Here is a 14,129-nt window from a genome sequence, read left to right on the forward strand (position 1 = left end):
CATGAAGCTCGACTCGATGTACCAGGACATCATCCTGGACCACTACCGCAACCCGCACGGCAAGGGGCTGCGGGACGGCGACGCCGAGGTGCACCACGTCAACCCGACGTGCGGCGACGAGATCACCCTGCGGGTGAAGCTCGACGGCGCGACGGTCACCGACGTCTCGTACGAGTCCCAGGGCTGTTCGATCAGCCAGGCCAGCGCCTCGGTGCTCAACGACCTGGTGGTCGGCAAGACCGTCGGCGAGGCCCAGGCCGTCCAGGAGGCCTTCCTGGAGCTGATGCAGAGCAAGGGCCAGGGCGAGGGCGACGAGGAGGTGCTGGAGGACGCGGTCGCGTTCGCCGGCGTCTCCAAGTACCCGGCCCGGGTCAAGTGCGCCCTGCTCAGCTGGATGGCCTGGAAGGACGCGACCGCCCAGGCGCTCGCCCAGCACCCCGTCGTGAACGACTGATCCTGCAGAGGAGGAATGACCATGACTGACGAAACCCCCTCCGCTGCGGAGGAGCAGCCGACCGGCCTCATCGTCGGCACCACCGCCGGCACCGTCTCCGTCGAGGACCTGACCGAGGCCCTGATGGACGTCGTCGACCCCGAACTGGGCATCGACGTCGTCAACCTGGGCCTGATCTACGGCATCCACATCGACGAGTCCGACGTGGCCACCATCGACATGACGCTCACCTCGGCGGCCTGCCCGCTGACCGACGTCATCGAGGACCAGGCCAAGACCGCCACCGACGGCCTGGTGCAGGACCTGCGCATCAACTGGGTCTGGATGCCGCCGTGGGGCCCCGACAAGATCACCGACGACGGCCGCGAACAGTTGCGGGCGCTGGGCTTCAACGTCTGAGGTCCGTCCGTACGAACGCCGCTGCCCGGGACTTCTTCGGAAGTCCCGGGCAGCGGCGTTTACACCCGCGCGTCATCTGGTGCGTTGGGTAAGTCCACCGCCGTTCCCCACCGTCCACCCCCCACCCGCCTGCCGGCGGGTGCCCGCCCCGGGCGTGGCCGCGTGCTGCCCGGCCAACCGGGTGGCACGCGCGGCGAGATGGCAGAGCTACGTACTGGCCGGAGCGATGGGCAGGGCGACGTACCTGCCGGAAGCGACAGGGCCGCCACGGTGGTGGTGTTCGCGGCGGGCCGGCGGGCCGCACGCTGTCCGTGGCCCGGGTCGTCGCGGTCGTGGTGGCGGCGGCAGTCGTGGTAGGCCGCCGCAACGGCGAGGGCCCGCAAGCGGCTGGGGTCGATGCTGTTGTGGTGGGCGATGAACTGCACCAGGAGCGCGACCCGGACGCCGTGGATGCAGTCGACCGCCTCCCTGCGGGCGAACCAAGAGCCTTCGGGTACCAGCAGGAGCGGACGGTGTGGCAGGGTGGCCCGGACACCCGGACACCCGGACACCCGGACACCCGGACCGGTGGGACGGTTGCCGGCGATCCAGGCCAGCGTGGTCCGGTCCATGTACTGGTGGTCTGGGAGTCGGCCTGCGTCGGCCAGCACGCGCAGCGGCGTCTTCCCGGGCTGCGGTGTCGACGAGATCATGAACGATTCCTGATGAGGTCGGGTGCGATGGGCGTCACGCTGGGCGTGGTGGTGCTGACGATGGGGAACCGGCCTGCGGAGCTGATGGCCCTGCTGGACTCGGTGCGGGCCCAGGTCGGCGGCGACAACGGCGTTCGGACCGTGGTGCTTGGGCAAGGCGTGAAGCTGCCCGAGCTGCCGGACTGGGTGGACGCCGTGGAACTGCCGGAGAACCTCGGAATCCCCGGGGGCCGCAACGCCGGCGTCGAGCGGCTGCGCGAGCTGGGCGGCACGGACGTGCTGGTCGTCCTGGACGACGACGGCCTGCTGCCTCGCACCGACACCTTCCGGCTGATCCGGGAAGCCTTCGAGCAGGGCCCGCAGCTGGGGATCGTGTCCTTCCGGATCGCGGACGAGACCGGGTGCACCCAGCGCCGCCACGTGCCCCGCCTCGGCGCCAGCGACCCGATGCAGTCCGGACCGGTCACCACGTTCCTGGGCGGCGGCCACGCCATCCGCATGAACGTGATCGACCAGGTCGGGCTCTTCCCCGCCGAGTTCTTCTACGCGCACGAGGAGACCGACTTCGCCTGGCGCGCGCTGGACGCGGGCTGGCGCATCGACTACCGCGCTGACATGGTGCTGCAGCATCCTCGCACCGACCCGGCTCGTCACGCCGCCTACTACCGGATGACGGCGCGGAACCGGGTCTGGCTGGCCAAGCGCCACCTTCCTGCGGTCCTCGTGCCTGTCTACCTCACTTCCTGGGCCCTGTACACGCTGGTCCGCCGGCCGCCGCTGTCCGGTCTCAAGGCGTGGTGGTCCGGCTTCTTCGAGGGAGTTCGCACCGCGTGTCCTCCGCGTCGTCCGATGCGGTGGAGCACGGTGTGGCGGATGGCGAAGCTGGGCCGACCGCCCGTGTTCTGACGGCCGGTCCAGCGCGGTCAGGTCCGAACGGGTGGACGGCGTCGGTGACGCGTTGCACGTCCGTGCTGGTCCTGGCCGGGTAGCAGGGCAACCTGACGCGTCAACTGCTGCCGCGCAAACCTCTCCTTCGGGGGAAAGGTTTGTGCGGCAGTGGTATATCTGCGACTGGGCGGCCAGGCTGGTGCCGCGACCTCGGAGGGAGCGAAGTCATGTCGGTCATTGCGTTTGCGCAGTTGCTCCTGCCTGACTCGCCGTACGCCATGTGGGTCCGGGGAGAACTGGAGGAGTACCTCCGGCTCCCGGACGACGACACGCGGGCTGAGGTCATCGGAGGGGAGATCGTTGGGTCACCGGCGCCGGTGTACGCCCACGCAGGAATCCTCTCGGACATCCAGCGAGGCTACGAGCGTGCGTGGTTCGTCGATGCGAGCTTCCAGTGGCGAGCCGTGCAGGCCGTCAACCTGGATCTGTTGGAGATCGGCGACGGCTACGTCCCCGACCTGGTGGTCGTGCAGAAGGACATCGACGCGGAGAAGCGTGCAGACGACGTCCTGCACCTGCACCCGCACGATCTGGCGCTCGTCGTCGAGGTGACCTCCGCATCCAACGCCCGTCACGACCGTCGGCCCATGTTCGGTCGCCAGGTCAAGCCCACGAAGTGGGGCGGGTACGCGAGGACAGGAGTGCCGTACTACCTCCTGGTCGACCGTGACCCGCGGCAGCCCGGAGTCACCCTGTTCGGCGCGCCTGACAAGGCCAAGGGCACGTACGAATCCCTGGGCGAATGGAAGTTCGGTGAATCCGTCCGCCTGCCGGAGCCGTTCGGCGTCGAGATCGACACCGACGCCTGGAAGCCCTGGAGTCCGTAGGCGCCGAGCACTGCTCGGGCGGGTGGCCACCCGCGCTCGATCTGCTTCGTTGACTAGGTTCACCGTCGTTCCCCACCATCCGCCCCCCACCCCTGGGCCTGGCCGTGTGCCGCCGGGCCAGGCGGCACACGGCAGGGTGTCTCAGGCGGCGATGTGTGCGGGCCGGCTGCCGGTAAGTGCGGTGTGCAGGGCCGTTCGGACTCGGGCGGCGCCTGCGGTTGCCACGTCCGCGCCCTGGCCGGCCGTGGGGGGTCGGGTGGTCAGACCGGCGCAGGGGCGGCAGATGCCGGGCCGGGGCACGGGATCGTGGCACCTGGTGCACTCGGAGTACCTGGGTGCCGCTGCGCCCGGGACGGGAGGCATCTTGTGCTCCAGGCGGTAGCGCAGCACGGCCACCGCTGAGTGCATCGGGACGGGCAGGCCCGGCAGCAGGGCGTGGGCGAGGTCGGCCCGGGTCGCGCCGCGTTGCAGCCACTACGCGACGAGGGGCGCGAGTTCGCGCGCTTCGGCCTCGCCGAGACGCAGTCGGGGCTCGGGCTGGATCGCCCGGAACAGGGTGGTGACCGCTTCGCTCTCGGAATCCGGAGGTGCGGGGAGGGTGGGTTCTTGCTGCCGGTTCTTTACTACAGGGCCGTCAGCGTGACCGGTGGCCCCTCCGCCGGAGGCCGGAGGGGTGGCACTCGGTCGCGGGAGTTGCGGGGTGTCGTAGACGTGGGTCTCGGTGATGATCGTGCCGTCCGGCAACCGGATCTTCTCGACCCGGTAGTACCCGGCGTCGGTCAACTCCTTGAGCGCCTTACGGACCGCGCCGCGCCCCTGGGGGCTGGTATCGGCCATGTGCCGCCCGTCCTCGCGCCAGCCGTCGGGGCGGGAGAGGAGGTCGGCGAGCAGGCCGCGAGCGGTGTAGGACAGCCGCCGGTACTGGAGTAGGGCGTTGGGTAGCACGGTGAAGTTGCGCACGTGGGCGCTACGATGTACTCGCATCGGGAGGTGGACTCCTGTTGCCGGACCCCGGAGCGTTGGCGCGCTGCCGGGGTCACCTGTTTTTGGTTGGATTACGAAACGTACCACGGCATTTGACACAGTGTGAGCCGTTCGCGACATTCCGTGCGTGGCCAGTGCGGGGAAACCCGGCTGGGCCGGCCCCGGGATTCGAGCCTGCTGCCTCCATTCCTCCCGGGCTGGGCTCACAGGTCGTCGAGGTCGTCGGCGAAGGTCACATCCAGCTCGGCGACCAGGGCTTCGGCGAGTTCGGCCTGCTGGGTGCGGTCGATGAGGACCTTGCCGAGGTTGGCGACGCCCCGCAGTGTGGTGAGGTCGTTGCCCCGCAGATCCAGGTCCTGGTACTTACCCCGGCCGAACTCGGTCAGCCGCAGGTTGCAGGTGTCGAGGACTGCGCCGCCGAGGTCGCAACCGGTGAACGACGCCTCAGTGAGCGCGCACTTGGAGAAGGCGACCGGGCCGGTGGCGCGGGTCTGCTCGAAGGTCGCGTAGTCGAGCCTGCAGTTGTCGAAGAGGACGTTGTCCAGCGTCACGTCGATGAGCCCGGCGCCCATGATCTTGCAGTTACGGAAGACGACCCGGGAGAGTTTGCTGTCGGTGATGCGGGCGGCAGCGAGGTCGCAGGTGTCGAACTCGACAGAGTCGAGGCGGACTTGGTCGATCTGCATGCGGTTGACCCGCAGGTTGGAGACGCGGCCGGTGATGAGACGGGTCTCGGCGAGATCCAGGTCCCGCAGGTCGGCGTCGCCGTACTGGAAGTCTTGGACGATACCGCGGGCGGAGTCGAGGGTAGTGACGTTGGACAGGTACAGGCCGGGCTCGTCCAGGTGGGGCAGGGTCACGGTGATACGGCCGAAGGTGATGCTGTCCATGAGGGGCTCCGCTCTCTCGATGGTCGGGCCGGGCCTGCACCGCTGGTGCAGGCCCAGGGTGTTCGGGGGTGGCGCTACTTGCCCTTGTTCGACCAGTTGTCCCAGGCAGGCCGTTTGTCGAACGGCCCGGCGGTGGGGCCGGTCACGGTGGCGACGCCGGTGAGATGGGCGACGACGGCCGTGTTGCTGGCGGCCAGCAGTTCGCCCAGGGCCATGCGGCTTTTCCTCGCGGACGGTATCGGACAGGGCGGTGGCCAGGGCCTGTTGGGATGGGCGCGGTCCAGCATCGAGCCGATGTTCCACTCCAGGACGTTCCCCGCCCGGAAGTCCTCGTAGGCCGGGTCGGTCGACCTCGCGGGTGGTCAGGTCGCGGTTGCAACGTGACCAGGCGATGGTGCGGCGTCAGAATTCGCGGGCCTGCTGGGGTGGGGGCCGCCCGCTCGGTGTTGACGCCTTCCCTACTGCCGCTCCCGTGGTTACCGGGCCGGGAGGAGTTCCCCGTACTCGACGGCCGCGCGCAGGACGGTGGCGAAGCCCTGGGGCAGGAGGTTGACCGCGTCGAGGGCGTCGGCGGTCAGGGGGATCTCTTCGAGGAGGTACTCGCCTCGGCCCTCCTGGGTGAACTCGGGCCCGGTGCGGTCCTCGAAGCTCCACTTCTCGATGGTGGCGAGGTAGAAGTCCTGGCGCTCGTCGGCGGTCTCGATGGTGTGGAGGAGGCTGACGATCTCGGCCTCGCCCGCGATCTCCTCGCGGACCTCGCGCAGCAGGGCCTCCTTGGGGCTGGCGTCGGTCGGTTCGGTCTTGCCGCCGACGATCACCCAGTACGGGTCGAGGCCGGGGCGGATGCGCTTGATCAGCAGCATGGTGTCGTTCGGGGTGAGGAGGACGGCGCGGACGCGGTGCTGCATGGTGGCCTGCTTCCTGTTCGGTAGGATGGGCGGGTCAGTGGAGGAGCCAGCCGCCGTCGACGTGCAACGACTGGCCGGTGATGAAGGACGCGCTGGGGCCGGCCAGGAAGGCGACCGCTGCGGCGACGTTCTCGGGTCGGCCTCGGCGCTGGACGCACTGGCGACGGATCTGGTCCTCGGGCCGGGCGCGGTGGTGGGTGGGCAGGTCGTTCTCCGCCTCGACCTGGATGGCCCCGGGTACGACAGTGTTCACGCAGATCCCGGCCGGTCCAAGTTCCCTGGCCAGCGACCTGGTGAGGCCGAGGAGTCCGGCCTTGGCGGTGCTGTAGGCGGTGAGTCCGGCGCGGCCGGCGCGGGCGTTGACACTGCCGATGTTGACGATCCGGCCCCATTGACGGGAGCTCATACCGGGGCTGATTGCCCGGCAAGTGCGGTAGTGAATGGTCAGGTTGGACTCGATGGCGCGCGCCCACTCGTCCTCGCCGAGCTTGCCCCATGGGATGCGCGGGTAGGCGCCCGCGTTGTTGACGAGAACGTCGACCGGCCCGAGTTCGGACTCGACCTGGCTGGCCAGCGCGGCGACGGCGTTCGTCGGTGAGGTCGGCGCTGACCTCGATGCCGTTGCGGCCCTCGCGTCGTACGTCGGCGAGCACGGTGCGGGCCTGGTGGATCTGTGCGAGGTGGTTGACGGCGACGGCAGCTCCGGCGGCGGCCAGGGCTCGGCTGATCGCGGCTCCGATCCCGGTGGCGCCGCCGGTGACCAGGGCCACCCGGCCTTGGAGCAGCAGGGCGGCGATGGGCAGTTCAAGCGGCGTGGGTGTGGTCATCGTCGGTCCGATCGTCGGGGCTGGTGGCCGGCACAGGCTGGGCGCGGGTGAAGGTCTCGCAGACGGTCTCGGGCTGCTGGGTTTCGGCGAGTTTGGCCAGGAGCAGGAGGAGGTCGTGGCCGCTGAGGCGGTCGGGCGGAATCACACCGAGGATTCGTAGGGTGAGGAAGTGGCGGATCTGGGTGAGGAACCGGTCCGGGTCCAGCCCGGCGGCGGGGGCGAGGTCAGCACGAACACGTTTCAACAGGCGGGTGATTGCGGCCTGGCGTCCGGCGCCTACGGGCCAGGTGTAGCGGACTTCCAGTCGGCGGTGGCGCTCGTCGTGGTCGACCTGTTCGAGGTGCGGGGTGGTGACCGGTGGCAGGTGGAGCGGCAGGGTGCGGGTGTACACGTCGGGCTGGTAGGTCGGTACGAGCCAGCCGCCCATGCCCAGCAAGTACCAGAGGAGGATGGCGATTTCCCCGGCGAGCGTGTTGCGGCCGGCGTACTGGAAGTCGAGCCAGCACAGCGGGTCGGCGATGTTCGGTTCGGTCGGGTCGCCCTGGGTGAGCGCGGTGATCCAGGTGCAGGCGGAGCAGAGTGCTTCGCGGACTTCCCAGATGATGGCGGGCAGGTCGAGGCGCATCGGGATGCCGTTGACGACGAAGAGGTGGCCGGTGAGGGCGTGCACGGGGATCGGCCGGTCAGTGCGTGGGGCAGGGACGGCGGGGTCGCCGGACAGGTACCAGTTGTCGATCCGTCCGCCGGGGCGGATGCGGTCCAGGTAGAGGCCGGGCACGCAGGACGAGAGCGGCTCGGTTCGGCCGCTGTCGGCGACTGCGGCCAGCAGGCTGTCGCGGACAGCGTCGATCAGCGCGGTGACCCGGGGCAGGGCGCTCGGGTGCCGGTCGGCGGTGGCGATGACGTCGCCGAGCAGCATGCTGCACCGGCCGGTGGCGAACACGTCCTCGTAGGCCACGACGTGCTTTCCTGCCGCCTGGCTGCGGCCCAGTAGTCGGGGCACCGGCAGTGTGCGGGCGGCGACCTGCCAGCCCTGGACCTCGGCCTCCGCTGCGGCGGGGGAGAGGATCTTGCGGAAGACCGGACCCGGGGCGGCGGGGCCGTTCATGCGCGGCTCGTCGGCAGGGAGATGGTGGCCAGCCAGTGGCCCAGGACGGTGTTGGCCAGCTCCACCGCCTTCTCGCGGTCCTCGCGGGCCCGGGGGCGTAGGTCGGCGTCGATGTCGGGCTCGCGGTCGAGGAAGACGCCCAGCGCGTCGTCGTCGGAAGCGCGTTCGGTGTCCTCGAAGCGCAGCATCACCTTGGCCAACAGGGCGGTGACTTTGAACAGGGCACGGAGGTCGGGAGCGCCCTTGAGGAGCTGGCGACGGATCTCGATGGCGGCCTGCACTCCGGCCTCGACACTGGCCGCGACGTCGTCGGCCGCGTCCGGAGCAGGCAGGCCCAGGCCGGGGCGGCACCACAGCGGCGCGAGGGCACCGGAGCCGATCAGCATGAGGACGTGCAGCAGGCGGGAGGTGACCGCCCCGGTGCAGCACTCCTCCTGTGTCAGCACGGTCAGGCCGAGCTTGACGCCACCGAGTTCGGCTTCGAGGTCGGCGAGGGCCCGTCGGAGCTCGGGAAGGCTGTCCTGCTCGGCGATGACGAAGACGTCCAGGTCGGACCAGCCGTGCTGGTACTTGCCTCGGGCTCCGCTGCCTGTCACGGCGAGGAGGTCGATGACGGGCGGCACCTGGAGGGTGGTGCGGTCCAGCAACTCGGACAGGTAGGACTCCAGGTGGACGGGCAGGCCCAGGGTGTTCACCGGCGTCGTGGACGGCCTGCGCAGCGGCCATCGGCAAGCCAGGGCAATCCCGTCGAGGCGACGTTCAAGGTGCGAGCGGCTGTGGTTGTTGTCGATGACCTCCTGCGCGAGCGAGGCGATCCCGGCCGCGCCACGGCGGGCCTTCACGGCGTCGCGCTCGACCACGTCCTCGTGCCCGGCGGTGCCGCGTTCGGCGCGGACCTCAGGCGTCGCGTCGACATACACGACGGTCAGCTGCTCGCCGAGCATCCGTCGCAACTCGGCGGCCGCGTCCTGGTCGTGCAGCGACTCGATGGTGACGTGTTCGAGGAACTGGTGGGCCGCGCAGAACCGGTCGAGGCCGTCGACCAGCAGCTCGGCCCGCACCACGGCCGGGATCGCGTACGGGTCGGCGATGCCCGCGCGCTGGGCGGCATCGTCGATCAGGTAGCCGATCTTGAGGCGGGCGTATCCGTGCCTGACCCGCAGGTACTCGCCCGCCGTGCTCTTGCCGCTCTCCGACATGCCCCCGAGCGCGACCACCCGAACCCCCGGCAGGGCTCGGGGCGGCACGAGCGGGGCGATCGGGTGCAGGTGTTGGCGGATGGCGTCCTGGACGGCCATGACCCGGTGCTCGCCGACCACGACGGTCTCCGCCCACCTGCCCTCGGCAACGAGCTGGTGCATCTGTAGGTGGAGGTGCCGCTGGTAGTCGGCGTAGGCCGGGGTGACGTGCCGCTCGTGGGAGAGGCTTCGGGAAGTGCCGATCACCGGGTCGTCGTCGTGAAGGAGCACGATGCCGTGCTCGGCCGCCTCGGCGGCCCGGACGTCGGAGGCGTACGTGGGGTCGTGCTCAGGGGAGACGGACACGATTTCCTCCGGGTGGTGCACAACGACGGTGGGGCACTTGGCGGCTCTCGGCCGGACGCCGCGGGGCGCCCGGCCGAGAGCCGGATCGGGCTAACGGCCCGGGTACGGCGGCTGCGGGGTCGGCGGGGCCGGGGGCGGAGGCGGCGGGGTCGGCGGAGGCTGGGGAGCCTCCAGGATCGGAGCGGCGGTTCGCGGCACGGCGAATCTCCCTTTGGCGTGACGGGTTTCCGGCCTGGCGGGTCGCCGAGGCCGGCGAAATGTGGGCGGCTCCAGCTGCGGGGGTTCACCCGGAGCCGCCGGTCCCGCCTCGGGCCGGCGTGCGGTGGTTGCCGAGGCGGGGGTACTGGGGTCATGCGGTCACGCCGCCGGTATTCGCTCCAGCGCCACCGGGCCCTGCAACGGCGCCGACACCGCCCGCCGGCGCCGGTCCGCCCGCGTGGCAGCCGCAGTGGCCACAGTGAACGGCGTGGCCCGGGTCGGGGCGGACAGGTCGAATTCCGCCCACACCGACTTCCCGCCCCCGGCAAGGGAGTCGACGCCGGACCGGTCCGTCAGAGCGAGGACGAGCGCGAGCCCACGCCCGCCGACGGCTTCCCCGTCCGCCGCCCGCAATTCGGGCCGCCCGGGCCCGGGGTCGCTGACGCACGCCCGCAGCGCACCGTCCTCGGTGAGCCCCAGTGCCGCACTCAGCGCCAGACCCGGCCGTCCGCCCCCGCAGCCGTGAACGACCGCATTGGTGGCGAGCTCGGACAGCACGACCTTCACATCGCCCACGAAGTCACCCAACTCATCGTCACCCAGGCCGAGTTCATCGATCACTTGCTGCGCCCAGCGGCGGAGGGAGCCGATACTCGCCCGGTCGGCCGGAAACCTCATCGTGATGGTTCGTGGTTCCATGGGGCGCCTCACTTGCTCGGGGGCGGAAAAGGGTCCTGGGGCCTCGTGCGACGAGGAGCCGTATGTCGGCGTCGGCCAGGCACCTGAGTCGGCGGTCGGCGTCGGCGTGGCTGCCCAGGTGCGCGATCGTGGGCAGGACCACGGCGTACAGGTCGGCTCGCGCCTCGATGCGGGCGAGGAGGGCATCAGGCCCGGTGCCGTCATCCGTGATCACCTCGGCGAGACGAAGCTCCCGCCGCTCACAGAAGTCGCCGAGGACCCCGGCCAGCGCCCGCCGACGCGGCAGTCCCGCAGCGACGGCTTCACGTAGGAGCCCGACCACCACGGGCTGAGGGACGGAGAGTTGCTCGGTCAGCATCCGCTTCCTTCCGGGTCACTGAGGGTGTCTGCTTTGAGGCTGCCCGAACCCGGGACGTCACGGAATCGCGTGCCGTGGCAGTTCCGTGGCAGTTCTGGCGCACAGTCACCGCTTCTGGTGCTTCCATGACTTCCGGAGCAGGAGGTGGCGATGGCAGCAGTGATCGTGTGGACCGGGCTCGAAGCGAAGGCTCTGCGGGTGGCATGCCGCAAGTCCGTGCGGGACTTCGCTGCACTCCTCGGCATGTCGGTGCGGGCGGTGACGAACTGGGAGAGGCTGGGGGCGGGAACCCAGCCCCGGCCGGACACTCAGGCGATTTTTGACACCGTGCTGCGGCAGTGCGATCCGGGAGCCCGGATACGCTTCGAAACTCTCGTAGCACAGCAGACCGGTGCTCCGATGCATGCGGAGATGCAGGCAGGGCCTCGGGCATGGGAGTACGAATCGTGGACGGAGGACATCGAGCGAGCGGTCCTTGCTGCGGCTCGGCAGGACTTCGTGTTCGCCGGAAGCCTGCTGGAACGTTGGCGATCGCGCTGGGCCGTGCGGGAGCTCGACGAGCGAGGTCTCTATCTGCTGGCCCGTTCGAGCGCGCTCGTGGGTGACCTGCGCCGCGACCAAGGGGTGCTGCTCGGCCCGTTGTCGGCCTCGACGTCGTACAGCCAGGCGCGGTCGTTGTTCACTCAACTCGATATTCCGAGGCGGATCGCGCAGCTGGACTTATCGCTGGCAGTCGTCACGGAAATGTCGGGGAAGCTCGATGCGGCGGCGTCCCGGTACTCGGAATTGGCCGGCGATTTCCGGCTCAGTCCGCGGGACCGGGCGAGGGCGGCACTTTGGGTCGGCACCGCGTTGGACAAGCAAGGGCGGCACGAGCAGGCCGTCGGCATCACGGAGTCGGCGATCCTGGCGTTCGAGAACCTCGGCGAAGTGGAGGACTGGGCGACAGCGCACCAGAAACTTGCGCTTGCGCACCGGGGGACGGGGAACCTGGGGGAGGCGGTGCGACAGATAGAGATCGCGCGGCTGAACGCGACCGCTGCGGTTCCGATGCAGGACGTTCGGCTGACCACTGCTCACGGGCACATCCTGCTCAGCGACCGTGCGACGGCCGGGGAGGGGCTCGCCCTGCTGGACCGGGCCGAGGCATTGGCGGCCAAGTACGGTATGACCCACCAGCAGAGGAGCATCCAAGGCATTCGGACCGGCTTCCAGCGGGCACCGTGCCTCCATTGAGCAGGAGAACGACGTGGCGGACACTCGGCAGCGCGAGATCACCGACCGGCAGTGGGCGGACGCCACGCTGATCTGGGAGTACCACCAGATGGGGCACCGGCGGCAACCGTGCGATGTGGCGATCGGCCTCGGCTGCCACGACCTCGGGGTCGCCGCCGAGACGGCCGCGCTGTACCTGGACGGTCTGGTGTCCAGGATCGTGTTCACCGGCGGGCCGAACCCCTCCCGGCCTGATCACTTCCCCCGGGGGGAGGCCGCGCACTTCACCGAGCACGCCCTCGCGCTCGGCGTGCCCGGTCACGCGATCCTCCAGGAGCCGCGGGCCCGCAACACCGGGCAGAACATCCAGTTCTCCCGGGAGGTTCTGGAGGTTGCTGGTCTCGACGTGCGTTCGGTACTGCTGGTGAGCATGCCGTACATGGAGCGCCGAGCGTACGCCACGTGCCGCCAAGTGTGGCCGCAGGTCGAGGCGGTGTGCGCCTCGACCCCGATGAACTTGAACGACTACGTGAAGACGATCGGCGACGACGCCCTCGTGATCGACGGCCTCGTGGGCGACCTCCAGCGGGTGATCGAGTACCCGGGGCTCGGGTTCGCCGTCGCCCAGGATGTTCCGGAGACAGTCCGTGGCGCGTATCAGCGGCTTCTGGCCGACGGATTCGACAGCAAGTTGCTCACCTGAGGCTGAATCATCTGACGGGCTGGTGTGTGCCGTCCATCAGCCGAACCTGTTTCCCCGCCTGTCCACGTTCGCCAAGCTGTTCACGGCGGACGTGTGGATCGTCCTGGACGACGTGCAGTTCGCCCGCCGCGACTACCAGCACCGCGCCCGCCTCGCACGGGCCGTAGGCGTGCCGGGCCCGACCCGGTGGCTGAGTGTCCCCACTCACCTTCCGGCAGGGCGGGCGACCCTGATCCGGGACGCCCGGATGACCGAACCGGTGCGCAGCCGCCGTCGAACCGCGGACCTGCTGCGCGAGCACTACCGGACCGCTCCGTACTGGGCGGGGTTCAAGGAACGGCTGGATCGATTCTTCGACGTCTTCGAACGCACCGACCGGACGGGGATCGTGGCGCAGGAATCCACACTTCTGCTCCTGTCGATGGTCGGCTGGACCGGCCGGGTAGTGGTCAGCAGCGACCTTGACGCGAGTGCCGGCCGCTCCCAGCGCCTGGCAGAACTCTGCTCGGCGGTCGGTGCCGGCACCTATCTCTGCGGGACGGGCGGAATGCGCTACATCGAGCCTGCTGCTTTCGACCGCGCCGCCATCGAGCTTCGGCCTTTCGCAGTCCCGAACGGCGGCTTGTGGGTCGGCGCGTCCCGAATGAGCGCGGTCGCCGCGCTCACCGCCTACGGGCCGCAGCAACTGGCCGAACTCCTGTGCCGACCTCTTCTCGGCACTGGCCGGACTCTTGCGGGCACTCCCGGAATAAGCGGCCCTCGCGGTGTTCGGGGCTGACGAACGCGAAGCCGTAGCTGTAGCCGAAGTTGAGGAGGTACGGAGCGCCGTCGTCGCGCATGCTCCGCTGGTGGGCCGCTTCCTCGTCGATCGAGCGGTGGACGTCGGGCGGGACCGGTTACAGCCGACGCGCCGTTCGACTCGGTGTCGTCGGGGCCCCGGCGCCACAGGGTCCGCCCGTGTGTCCCGGGCGGTCCGAGGGCGGCGAATGAGGGGGTACGGCCGTCCGGCTGCACCGGGAGCACGGCGTGCTACCTCTACGGCAGTGGAGGCAGAGCTCGCCCTGATTGGGTAGAGGCCGTCAACCTGCTGCCGAGCGAACCTCTCCATCGGTCGAAGGAGTTGTGTGGTGGCGCCTGTCGCACCGAGGGCGGGGGCGGGCACCCGCCGGCAGGCGGGTGGGGGGTGGATGGTGGGGAACGGTGGGGGACGTGCGCAGTGGACGGGATGACGCGCGGGTGTTCGCCTGGGACGGGGGGGGCCCGGGCCCCCCCGGGGGGGGGGGCCGGCCCCCCCCCCCCCGGGGCCCGGCGGGCGCGGGTGGGGGGGGGGGCCCCGGCGCCCGGCAAGGCGCCGGCGCCGAGGGCGGGGGCCGCG

General features: G+C 70.3%; 15 protein-coding genes and 1 pseudogene. 7 read left to right on the forward strand and 9 right to left on the reverse strand.

The genetic code is table 11. The features are described 5' to 3' along the window. Position 1: 1 nt before the first annotated feature. From sufU to ACZ51D_RS16410, 4 genes are all read left to right on the forward strand, one after another. On the forward strand, positions 2-454 hold the full coding sequence (gene sufU, locus ACZ51D_RS16395) for a Fe-S cluster assembly sulfur transfer protein SufU (RefSeq protein WP_350511661.1): 453 nt from the start codon (positions 2-4) through the stop codon (positions 452-454). A 21-nt stretch (positions 455-475) separates the two neighbouring features. Then, positions 476-853 carry a metal-sulfur cluster assembly factor gene (locus tag ACZ51D_RS16400; protein ID WP_360499451.1) on the forward strand — a complete coding sequence of 126 codons (378 nt, stop codon included), beginning with the start codon at positions 476-478 and terminating at the stop codon, positions 851-853. A 719-nt stretch (positions 854-1,572) separates the two neighbouring features. Further along, the gene (locus ACZ51D_RS16405) at positions 1,573-2,451 is read left to right on the forward strand and encodes a glycosyltransferase family 2 protein (protein ID WP_465620964.1); all 879 of its coding nucleotides are present in this window, start codon (positions 1,573-1,575) and stop codon (positions 2,449-2,451) included. Between the two features lie 209 nt (positions 2,452-2,660). Next, positions 2,661-3,320: a Uma2 family endonuclease gene (locus ACZ51D_RS16410; protein WP_465620966.1), complete on the forward strand. Its 660-nt coding sequence runs from the start codon at positions 2,661-2,663 to the stop codon at positions 3,318-3,320. A gap of 474 nt (positions 3,321-3,794) precedes the next feature. On the opposite strand, the gene ACZ51D_RS16415 is transcribed toward ACZ51D_RS16410, so the two are convergent. The 9 genes and pseudogenes from ACZ51D_RS16415 to ACZ51D_RS16455 all read right to left on the reverse strand — a co-directional run bounded on the left by ACZ51D_RS16415 (position 3,795) and on the right by ACZ51D_RS16455 (position 10,836). Then, entirely contained in the window at positions 3,795-4,304 is a 510-nt protein-coding gene (locus tag ACZ51D_RS16415; protein ID WP_465620968.1) for a hypothetical protein, read from the reverse strand. A 203-nt stretch (positions 4,305-4,507) separates the two neighbouring features. Then, positions 4,508-5,194, reverse strand: coding sequence for a pentapeptide repeat-containing protein (locus tag ACZ51D_RS16420; protein ID WP_465620970.1), 687 nt, complete (start codon positions 5,192-5,194; stop codon positions 4,508-4,510). Positions 5,195-5,268: 74 nt separating this feature from the next. Then, entirely contained in the window at positions 5,269-5,409 is a 141-nt protein-coding gene (locus ACZ51D_RS16425) for a hypothetical protein (RefSeq protein WP_360499461.1), read from the reverse strand. Between the two features lie 261 nt (positions 5,410-5,670). Next, the gene (locus ACZ51D_RS16430) at positions 5,671-6,102 is read right to left on the reverse strand and encodes an NUDIX hydrolase (protein ID WP_360499722.1); all 432 of its coding nucleotides are present in this window, start codon (positions 6,100-6,102) and stop codon (positions 5,671-5,673) included. Between the two features lie 34 nt (positions 6,103-6,136). Beyond that, a pseudogene (locus ACZ51D_RS16435) lies at positions 6,137-6,929 on the reverse strand (SDR family NAD(P)-dependent oxidoreductase). Beyond that, entirely contained in the window at positions 6,907-8,037 is a 1,131-nt protein-coding gene (locus ACZ51D_RS16440) for a hypothetical protein (protein WP_465620973.1), read from the reverse strand. The pseudogene ACZ51D_RS16435 and the gene ACZ51D_RS16440 overlap by 23 nt, the downstream one beginning before the upstream one ends. Beyond that, positions 8,034-9,581 (reverse strand): nucleotidyltransferase domain-containing protein, encoded by a 1,548-nt coding sequence (locus ACZ51D_RS16445; protein WP_465620975.1) that lies wholly within the window; start codon positions 9,579-9,581, stop codon positions 8,034-8,036. The genes ACZ51D_RS16440 and ACZ51D_RS16445 overlap by 4 nt, the downstream gene beginning before the upstream one ends. A gap of 357 nt (positions 9,582-9,938) precedes the next feature. Then, on the reverse strand, positions 9,939-10,400 hold the full coding sequence (locus ACZ51D_RS16450; RefSeq protein WP_465620977.1) for an ATP-binding protein: 462 nt from the start codon (positions 10,398-10,400) through the stop codon (positions 9,939-9,941). Beyond that, on the reverse strand, positions 10,390-10,836 hold the full coding sequence (locus tag ACZ51D_RS16455) for a hypothetical protein (protein ID WP_465620978.1): 447 nt from the start codon (positions 10,834-10,836) through the stop codon (positions 10,390-10,392). Before ACZ51D_RS16455 ends, ACZ51D_RS16450 begins: the two co-directional genes overlap by 11 nt. Positions 10,837-10,986: 150 nt before the next feature. Here ACZ51D_RS16455 and ACZ51D_RS16460 point away from each other — a divergent pair, with 150 nt between their 5' ends. From ACZ51D_RS16460 to ACZ51D_RS16470, 3 genes are read left to right on the forward strand one after another with little or no spacing between them, the layout of a single operon-like run. After that, positions 10,987-12,072 (forward strand): helix-turn-helix domain-containing protein, encoded by a 1,086-nt coding sequence (locus ACZ51D_RS16460; RefSeq protein WP_465620980.1) that lies wholly within the window; start codon positions 10,987-10,989, stop codon positions 12,070-12,072. A gap of 13 nt (positions 12,073-12,085) precedes the next feature. Next, a complete protein-coding gene (locus ACZ51D_RS16465; protein ID WP_465620982.1) occupies positions 12,086-12,754 on the forward strand; it encodes a YdcF family protein in 669 nt (222 codons plus the stop codon). After that, positions 12,699-13,532: a WbqC family protein gene (locus tag ACZ51D_RS16470; protein ID WP_465620983.1), complete on the forward strand. Its 834-nt coding sequence runs from the start codon at positions 12,699-12,701 to the stop codon at positions 13,530-13,532. Before ACZ51D_RS16465 ends, ACZ51D_RS16470 begins: the two co-directional genes overlap by 56 nt. Positions 13,533-14,129 lie beyond the last annotated feature (597 nt).

This window comes from Kitasatospora sp. NPDC033851 (assembly GCF_055576085.1).

Bases quoted from the DNA above. Each gene is read 5' to 3' on its own strand.
- ACZ51D_RS16430 (WP_360499722.1), bottom strand. From the start codon at position 6,102: ATGCAGCACCGCGTCCGCGCCGTCCTCCTCACCCCGAACGACACCATG.
- ACZ51D_RS16415 (WP_465620968.1), bottom strand. From the start codon at position 4,304: ATGCGAGTACATCGTAGCGCCCACGTGCGCAACTTCACCGTGCTACCC.
- ACZ51D_RS16460 (WP_465620980.1), top strand. From the start codon at position 10,987: ATGGCAGCAGTGATCGTGTGGACCGGGCTCGAAGCGAAGGCTCTGCGG.
- ACZ51D_RS16410 (WP_465620966.1), top strand. From the start codon at position 2,661: ATGTCGGTCATTGCGTTTGCGCAGTTGCTCCTGCCTGACTCGCCGTAC.
- ACZ51D_RS16420 (WP_465620970.1), bottom strand. From the start codon at position 5,194: ATGGACAGCATCACCTTCGGCCGTATCACCGTGACCCTGCCCCACCTG.
- ACZ51D_RS16440 (WP_465620973.1), bottom strand. From the start codon at position 8,037: ATGAACGGCCCCGCCGCCCCGGGTCCGGTCTTCCGCAAGATCCTCTCC.
- ACZ51D_RS16425 (WP_360499461.1), bottom strand. From the start codon at position 5,409: ATGGCCCTGGGCGAACTGCTGGCCGCCAGCAACACGGCCGTCGTCGCC.
- ACZ51D_RS16400 (WP_360499451.1), top strand. From the start codon at position 476: ATGACTGACGAAACCCCCTCCGCTGCGGAGGAGCAGCCGACCGGCCTC.
- sufU (WP_350511661.1), top strand. From the start codon at position 2: ATGAAGCTCGACTCGATGTACCAGGACATCATCCTGGACCACTACCGC.
- ACZ51D_RS16455 (WP_465620978.1), bottom strand. From the start codon at position 10,836: ATGCTGACCGAGCAACTCTCCGTCCCTCAGCCCGTGGTGGTCGGGCTC.
- ACZ51D_RS16405 (WP_465620964.1), top strand. From the start codon at position 1,573: ATGGGCGTCACGCTGGGCGTGGTGGTGCTGACGATGGGGAACCGGCCT.